General features: G+C 62.9%; 9 protein-coding genes. 6 read left to right on the top strand and 3 right to left on the bottom strand.

Translation table 11 applies throughout. From position 1 onward, the window contains the following. The 3 genes from AC52Q4_RS16525 to AC52Q4_RS16515 all read right to left on the bottom strand — a co-directional run. Positions 1 to 300, bottom strand: a 300-nt coding sequence (locus AC52Q4_RS16525; RefSeq protein ID WP_495537895.1) for a class I SAM-dependent methyltransferase, incomplete at its 3' end; no start/stop codon positions are given. 493 nt (positions 301 to 793) lie between these two features. Then, positions 794 to 1,012: a hypothetical protein gene (locus AC52Q4_RS16520; RefSeq protein ID WP_495537894.1), complete on the bottom strand. Its 219-nt coding sequence runs from the start codon at positions 1,010 to 1,012 to the stop codon at positions 794 to 796. A gap of 129 nt (positions 1,013 to 1,141) precedes the next feature. Then, positions 1,142 to 2,101 (bottom strand): hypothetical protein, encoded by a 960-nt coding sequence (locus AC52Q4_RS16515; protein WP_495537893.1) that lies wholly within the window; start codon positions 2,099 to 2,101, stop codon positions 1,142 to 1,144. A 113-nt stretch (positions 2,102 to 2,214) separates the two neighbouring features. Here AC52Q4_RS16515 and AC52Q4_RS16510 point away from each other — a divergent pair, with 113 nt between their 5' ends. From AC52Q4_RS16510 to istB, 6 genes are all read left to right on the top strand, one after another. Beyond that, positions 2,215 to 2,832, top strand: a complete 618-nt coding sequence (locus AC52Q4_RS16510; RefSeq protein WP_495537892.1) for a type IV toxin-antitoxin system AbiEi family antitoxin domain-containing protein — start codon at positions 2,215 to 2,217, stop codon at positions 2,830 to 2,832. Continuing rightward, positions 2,825 to 3,700 carry a nucleotidyl transferase AbiEii/AbiGii toxin family protein gene (locus AC52Q4_RS16505; protein ID WP_495537891.1) on the top strand — a complete coding sequence of 292 codons (876 nt, stop codon included), beginning with the start codon at positions 2,825 to 2,827 and terminating at the stop codon, positions 3,698 to 3,700. Before AC52Q4_RS16510 ends, AC52Q4_RS16505 begins: the two co-directional genes overlap by 8 nt. Next, a complete protein-coding gene (locus AC52Q4_RS16500) occupies positions 3,700 to 5,004 on the top strand; it encodes a condensin subunit MukF (RefSeq protein WP_495537890.1) in 1,305 nt (434 codons plus the stop codon). The genes AC52Q4_RS16505 and AC52Q4_RS16500 overlap by 1 nt, the downstream gene beginning before the upstream one ends. Beyond that, positions 5,001 to 5,519: a chromosome partition protein MukE gene (locus tag AC52Q4_RS16495; RefSeq protein WP_495537889.1), complete on the top strand. Its 519-nt coding sequence runs from the start codon at positions 5,001 to 5,003 to the stop codon at positions 5,517 to 5,519. Before AC52Q4_RS16500 ends, AC52Q4_RS16495 begins: the two co-directional genes overlap by 4 nt. An 85-nt stretch (positions 5,520 to 5,604) precedes the next feature. Beyond that, positions 5,605 to 6,639 (top strand): IS21 family transposase, encoded by a 1,035-nt coding sequence (gene istA / locus AC52Q4_RS16490; protein ID WP_495537888.1) that lies wholly within the window; start codon positions 5,605 to 5,607, stop codon positions 6,637 to 6,639. Continuing rightward, positions 6,636 to 7,412 carry an IS21-like element helper ATPase IstB gene (gene istB, locus AC52Q4_RS16485; protein WP_495537887.1) on the top strand — a complete coding sequence of 259 codons (777 nt, stop codon included), beginning with the start codon at positions 6,636 to 6,638 and terminating at the stop codon, positions 7,410 to 7,412. Before istA ends, istB begins: the two co-directional genes overlap by 4 nt. Positions 7,413 to 7,629 lie beyond the last annotated feature (217 nt).

Raw genomic sequence — 7,629 nt, 5'->3', positions numbered from 1 at the left:
ACAGGCCCAGACTCCGTCGAACTCTGATTGCCAGTCCACCTCCCGAAAGTCCAGCACGCGCACTGGCTGGCCGATGTGAGAACCCGCCAGTTCGGCCAGCGGCGCGGAACCGTCGAACGCCGCCACGACATACCCGGCATCGAGAAAGGCCCGGCCGTCACGCCCGGAGCCGCAGCCGGCGTCCAGGATACGACCACCCATCGGCAGATGCGCGAGGAATGCTGCCCGCACCGCAGTGATGTCGATGTCCCGGGTTGCCCGGCAGTAACGTGCCGCGTGGTGTTCGTAGAACGCCCCCATGGCCACCAGGTTACACCGCTCGAACCGCTGGCGTAGAGGGGGAGCTACTGCTTCAGGGAATGCCGAGATCGCGGATGGCGTACCGGCGGAATCGATCCGGTTCGCAAGAAGCTTGCGGGCTCGCGCCGAGCCGGGTCTTGAGACGTTTCTGACCGGTCGCCCGCAGCTGACCGCCCCGGCGGTTGAACGCTGATTCGCCCGGTGGCCATCAACGGGCACCTGCCCGAGCAGGGCCTGACGCGGCGCGTGGGTATCGTCGTGGACGCCGGTCCGCAGTGGATTCCGGTCTGCAGTGGATTCCAAGGGACGTTAAGCCACTGTTTATAGACAATAAAAAAGCCGTCGCTAGACGGCTTTGGAGATCGAATTGGTGGAGGCGGCGACAATCACATCGCCTTATAAATCAATGCGTTACGCTGCTAAACGCCAGAAATGCCCCCATAGATACCCCCAGATGACTTCGCCTGGCTTCTTGGCGAGATTCCAGCAGACTTTAACGCTCTTCAGGCGCTCGCCATGCGCTGAATCGCTCCAGCGCATCGGTGCTGCCGATCAGGGCGCGCGCCCGTCGAAGTCGCTCTATTGTGCGCTCCCGTCGCTCGTCAGGTAAATCCCGCGCCCGGCGTTCGGCGTCCGCGAAGAACTCCTCGAGTCGCTTGGCTTCCGCCCAGGCATCGATGACCTGGAGCAGTTCCTCTTTGCTGTCCTTCAACGCCTTCGCGGCCTGCCGCGCCTCCTCTTCGCGACGCCAGCGCTCATACTCAGCTTCCCGGCGTTTTCGTTCGATCTCCGCCTGGCGCTCTCCTTCCTCGACGAGTCGCGCGATTTCGACCGTGGCCTTCTACAGCTCCCGAACAATGGATGGGATCCTGCCGGACATGTCCCGGGACGGTGTCTCTCGCCATTGCTGGGTCCAATCTGTCCGCGGATACGGCGAGTAGGCCTGGAGACAGAGGCGCCCGGTCGGGAAGTCGTGGGTGCTCGTCCAGCCATGGTCGTGAACGTACCGGCCACGGCGCTTGGGTACGTAGTCGGTCAGCCGAACGTACTCGCCGTTCACGTAGCGGGCCTCAGCTTCCTCGGACATCTCGATGACGGTGAGGCCGATTGCCACGGTGCCGATGTAGACCACGGTGCAGCGCATCGGTGACCACAGATCGTGATGGTGGTGGCCTTTTCCGGGATTCTCTCGCTCGTCGACATCCGCGCGATGGAATCGCTTCGAATTGGGCGCGATGACCACGCGATGGTCCCTGGCTTCCAGCGCCAGGAAGAGCTCGTTCGCAAAGGCGATAGCCTTATCCAACCCGGTCTGGGTGACTGCCAGGTCGACGAGCAGTTTTTTGGCCGGCTTGAGGTATTTGCCGTGCCAGGAGAGACGACCTGCCTCGAAGAGCGGCTTGGCTCCGCTGACCAGTTGATGCCGATCCGGAAGCTGCCGCTTTACCGTGCGCTTCCCTCGTGGCCGCTGGTCGGGCGGCTTCGGGAGGGACCGGGCCCGCTTCGGCAGAGCTCCGTCCCGCGTCCACTCGAGCAGGTCGCCCGGACGCGGTTCGGGGAGCGGCGGTTGCTTCGGCGCTTTGCCGACCGCCAGCTTCGCCCAATAGCCGCGCTCAGGCCGCGGTACGTTGAGCAGCGTGCAGACGCGCGCCATGTAGCTGGACGAGACGCCGAACCGGGCCGCCACCCGGAGCATGGGCTCGGTCCAGACCATCTCGTATAGCGCTTCTCGACTGACCGGGCCCTCGCTGCTGTCAGTCAGCGACGCCGGTGCCTGCGTTGCGTCTTGTTCCTCTGTCACGATGCTCGACTGACCCCACATCCGCCCGCCAGCGCTCATTAAGGTGGCGCGCCGCGCGGGTAGATGATACAAAGCCTTAGTGCATAGGGTCTACACATCAAGTATTTGTATCAATGGCAAAGCCCCGAACGCAGCGTGAGCTCGCCCAAACCCTGCTGAAGAAGCAGGGAATCATGCGCCTGCTCGAGCTGCGCGAGGCCGGCGTGACCGCGGCGACAATGAGTCGTATGGAGCGAGCCGGCGAAGTCATCCGCCTGTCGCGGGGCGTCTATCAGCTGCCAGATGCCGACCTGGACCCCAATCACAGCCTGGCGGAGGCCGCGAAGCGGGTGCCCAAGGGCATCGTGTGTCTCGTCTCGGCGCTGGCATTCCATGGCCTAACCGACCAGCTACCTCCGAAAGTCTGGATGGCGATCGGACCCAAGAACTGGGCGCCGCAGCGCAGCGGTACGGGCATCCGTATTGTGCGTTTCACAGACAGCCTGCTGAGGGAGGGCATCGAGATGCACGTGATCGAAGGCGTGTCGGTGAAAGTCTTCGGCGTGGCCAAGACGGTAGCAGATTGCTTCCGACATCGCGGGAAAGTGGGCCAGTCTGTCGCGATCGAGGGGCTCCAGGAGGCGCTGCGGCAACGCAAGGCGACTCCCGCGGAAATTGCTCGCCAAGCCGAGAAGGGCGGGGTGTCCACAGTCGTGCGGCCGTATCTCGAGGCACTGACCGCCAATGCCTAGGGAGATCAGAAACGTCGGCGCCTCCGTGCGGGCGCGACTGCAGAATCTCTCCCGAGAAACGGGACAGAGTTTCGAGCTGATACTCACCCGCTATGCGTTGGAACGCCTGCTTTACCGTCTCAGCACGTCGCCCTTCTCGGACCGATTCGTACTCAAGGGCGCGATGCTGCTGACGAGCTGGTTTACGGACCCACACCGTGCTACGCGTGATCTCGACCTGTTGGGGTTCGGCGATCCAAGGCCGGAGGCGATGGTTGCAGCATTCCAGGAGATTCTCGCGATAGACGTCGAGGATGGCGTCGAGTTCGATTCGAACGCGGTACGTGTCGACCAGATCCGGGAGGAGCTCGAGTACGGCGGACTGCGGCTGCGCACGACCGCATCGATCAGTGGTGCCCGCATCGTTGTAACAGTCGACGTCGCATTCGGAGACGCGTTGGAGCCAGGTGCCGAGGTCATCGACTACCCGTGCATGCTGGACCTTCCCGCACCTCGCCTGCGCGCGTATACCCGCGAAACGGTGATTGCCGAGAAATTCCAGGCCATGGTGGCGCTTGGGCGCGCGAACAGCCGGATGAAGGACTTCTATGACATTTGGCTCCTCAGCCAGTCGTTTCCGTTCGACGACGACCGGCTGGCACGTGCAATCGCCGCGACCTTCGAACGGCGCGAGACCGAGGTCCCGGTCAACCTACCGGATGCCCTTACTCCGGCCTTCGCCGAGGATGAGCAGAAGCAGCGTCAGTGGAATGCTTTTCTGGACAACGTGGCGCTTCGTCCCGGCAGCCTACCTGAGGTGATCGAAGGTGTTACCGGATTCATCATGCCGCACGCGATCGCTGCAGCGAAGCTCCGCAGGAGCGATTGATGCCATCGGATCCGAGCCGCCTCATTGCTGCACTCGCACGAGACCAGATCAATCTCGATCTGAAAACGCTCGACCTGTGTTTTCTTGCCGGCCTGTACCTGCGGGCCGACCGGGCGTCGCTCGCGTCGTTCGAAGAAGACGTGCTGATCGACATGTTCGAGCAGGTATGCGACGTGGTAGATCCGGGTGCGGAGCGTCCACGCAAGCGAGCGACCCACGCCATACAACGACTCCGCGACCAGCGCATGCTGGCCCGAGTGGATGGCGCGGGCATCGTTCGATCGGGTGAGTACACGCTGACGCGACTGGCGGCCGCAGTCGTCGAGTACTTCCTCGCCGATGAAGCACTCACACGCGAGAGCTTGACCCTACTCACGGGCACGCTTCGGGCTCAGCTTGCCGAGATCCTCGCGGCAGCCAGGCGTGCTGACACCGAGGACGCCTGGCGGGAGCATGTGGTGGCTCCCCTGCGGATAACCGTTGGCGATCTTGTCGGCGGCATTGAGCGCCGGCAGCGCGGGCTCGATTCGCAACAGGAAGAGGTGCAGGCAGAGATCGCCAAACTGCTGCAGGCGGATTGGTTCGGTGCCGTCGATCGATGCCAGTCGCTGCTCGACACGACCACCAATACGCTGCGGGAACTTAACGAGGTCCTGCTCCGCGACACCCATCACTTCGTCGCGCTGCTGCAAGAGATTCAGGCCTTGGCTTCCGAGGCGGAGCAGGCCGAGCCCGAAGAGGCGGTGCAACGCGTCATCGAACACGTCGATCGCATAGCGGCCTGGGGCGGCGCCCGGCAGCGTGCGTGGTCGGAGTATTACCAATACGTTCATCGTTATCTTCGCGATGTCGTACGCCTCGACCCCGACCGCGCGTTGAGTCAGCGGCTGCGCGACCAGGTCGCGAACTGGCCGTCGACACCGTTCCACTTGCTCGCGGCGGCGGCACCGTCAATCCGGCTGCTCCGTCCCCTCGACTCACGAGTTGAGCGGCCAGCTGTCATGAGACCACGTACGGACCGGGAGGGCTCGCCCGATCTTGTCGATCCGGAAGATGCCGGCCTGAACATCGAGACATTGGTGGAAGGCGCGCTGGCCGCAGGCGCTCGGTCCCTGGCCGAGGTGACCGAGTGGGCGTTACCGCAGTTTCCCACTGATCTTCGTTACGCCGTCACAGGCCGTGTGGCCGACGTGCTCGCGCGCATCACCTGGACACGCAGCGCGATTGAGCGTCCGTGGCGTACCGTTGCGCCACGCCTGGAATTGGAGGACTGGGAACTGCCGAGGGAGGGAGAGCGACGGTGACCACCTCCAGCTTTCAGTCCCTCGAAGAGGCCGTCAGCGACGAGCACTTTCCCGAGGTGGACCTCGCCCTTCGTCGCGGTCGGCACGTCGGGCGCGACGACGGCACCGCCTATGACTACCTCGTCGATGCCCTCGACCACCTCGAGCCCTTCTATCGGCGGTTCGGCTGTGAGCTGATGCAGCGGGCGGACGGGTACTTCTACCTCCTACCCTCGGGGGATCGACTCGGCCGACGCCAACTGACCGCTGGCGAGATGCTCGTCGGCCAGACGCTCGCGCTGATGTACCTCGATCCCGCCACCCTGCAGCACGGGGGCATGGTTCAGCGTGAGATGCTTCTGCAGAGGCTTTCGGGGCTATTGGGAACGGAGACGCTGGTCCGGACCCTTAATCCACGGCGCAGGAAGTTCGACGAACGGATCGCCGCCGAGACCGTCCGCACCAAGGTCGCCGAGGCCCTTCGGCGACTCACGGACCTCGGGTTCATCGATTCGGTAGACTGTGACCGGCAATGAAAAACTGACCCGTCTCGGCAAACGAAAACTGACCCACCCTTTCATTTAACCTCCCTGCCCACAGCAGCACTGGTGCGGGGACGAGATGATCAAGCAGGAAGGGTGTATGGAGATCAGAATATTGCACCGCCAGGGGGTCAGCCTCCGGGAGATTTCCCGCCAACTCGGTATCTCCCGCAACACGGTACGCAGGTATCTGCGTGATGATGCCGAGCCGGCGTATGCTGCACGTGCGCAGAAGCCGGGGAAGCTCGGCCCTTATACCGATTACCTTCGGGAACGCGTTGCCGCCGCTCGCCCGGAGTGGATTCCGGCCACCGTGCTGTGCCGCGAGATACAGGCGCTGGGCTATCAGGGTGGAGAGCGCCTGCTGCGGTATTTCCTGGCAGCGCTGAAGCCAACGCCTCGGCCGGATCCAGTGGTGCGATTCGAAACCGAGCCAGGGCAGCAGATGCAGGTGGACTGGGGTGTTTTCCGCCGCGGTAAACTTCCTCTGTCCGCATTCGTCGCAACCCTGGGCTGGAGCCGTTACTGCTACGTCGAGTTCGTGACCAATGAGCAGTTCGCGACGCTGAGACGCTGCCATGAAAACGCCTTTGCCTACTTCCAGGGTATCCCCCGAGAGGTGCTCTACGACAACATGCGCACCGTGGTTACGCAGCGCGATGCCTACGGTAGCGGACAGCACCGCTTCCATGCCGGGCTGTGGTCGCTCGCCAAGGATCTCGGGTTCGCCCCCCGGCTCTGCCGCCCCTATCGGGCGAGAACCAAGGGCAAAGTGGAGCGCTTTATCGGCTATCTGCGCCGGAGCTTCTATGTGCCACTGGCCACGCAACCGAAGCAGGCAGGCCTGATTGTGGACGTGGACACCGCGAATCTGGAGGTTCGAAAGTGGTTGCGCGACGTAGCCAATGCCCGAGTCCATGGCACGATGCAGGCGATTCCCGCACAGCGCTGGAAGGAGGAAGTGCAGGCACTGCTGCCCGAGCCCGTTGCAACGAAACAACCGGCACCACCGGCGCAGGAGCTGATCAAGCCTGTTGCTCAGCGCTTCGAGCCCATCCGGCTACATCATCCGCTGTCAGTCTATGACGCGCTGCTGGCGCAGGGGCAGGTATGAGCCTTCAAACGGAACGTCTGACAGCGCTTTGCGACACACTCGGGCTCGGCGGAGTCGAGGGACAGTATGCCGCCTTGGCAGAGACGGCAGCCCGGGAAGAGAGCAGTTACACCGATTTCCTCGAACACTGTCTCAAGGCCGAGATGGACGCTCGCCGACAGCGCAGTCGGACCATGCTGGTGAAAATGGCCGGGTTTCCCGGTATCAAGCTGCTCGATGATTTCGACTTCCAGTTTGCCGTTGGCGCACCCAGGAAGCAGATCATGGAACTGGCCTCGCTCGCTTTCATCGAGCGACGCGAGAACGTGGTCTTGCTGGGCCCAAGCGGTGTCGGGAAGACGCATCTCGCCCTGGGTCTGGGCTATCTGGCGACTCAAGCCGGTTTCAAGACCCGCTTCATGACCGCCACCGATTTACTGCTGCAGCTCGATACCGCGCAGCGCCAGGGGCGATTGAAACCCTTCCTGCAGCGCAGCGTCCAGGGCCCGAGCCTGTTGATCATCGATGAGATCGGCTATCTGCCGATGTCCCGGGAGCAGGCCAATCTGTTCTTCCAAGTCATTGCCAAACGCTACGAGCGCGGCTCGATCGTGCTCACCTCGAATCTGTCCTTCGGCCAGTGGGATGAAGCCTTTGCCGGCAACACCGCCCTGACCTCAGCCATGCTCGATCGCATTCTGCACCATGCCAACGTTATTCAAATCAAAGGAGACAGCTACCGGCTGAAAGAGAAGCGCAAAGCAGGCGTCGTCAAACCAGCAGTGACCGTTTAGAACAGCGCTGGGTGGGTCAGTTTTCGATTTCCGAACCACCGCCCAAGTGGGTCAGTTTTCAGTTGCCGTTGACAGACGACGCGATGCTGCGTGTAGAGCGACGATCTGGGTGAGAAGTCAGCGACAATCAGGGTTAGAACCGGGTGTCGCGGCCAAGGCATGATTACCGGGCTTCGGCCGGTTGGCAAGGATCGTCGGCTTGTTTGTCGCCGCGCGA

The organism is Nitrococcus sp., assembly GCF_059432795.1.
The sequence above is the reverse complement of the archived record's forward strand: the minus strand, read 5'-3'. Positions and strand labels throughout refer to the sequence as shown.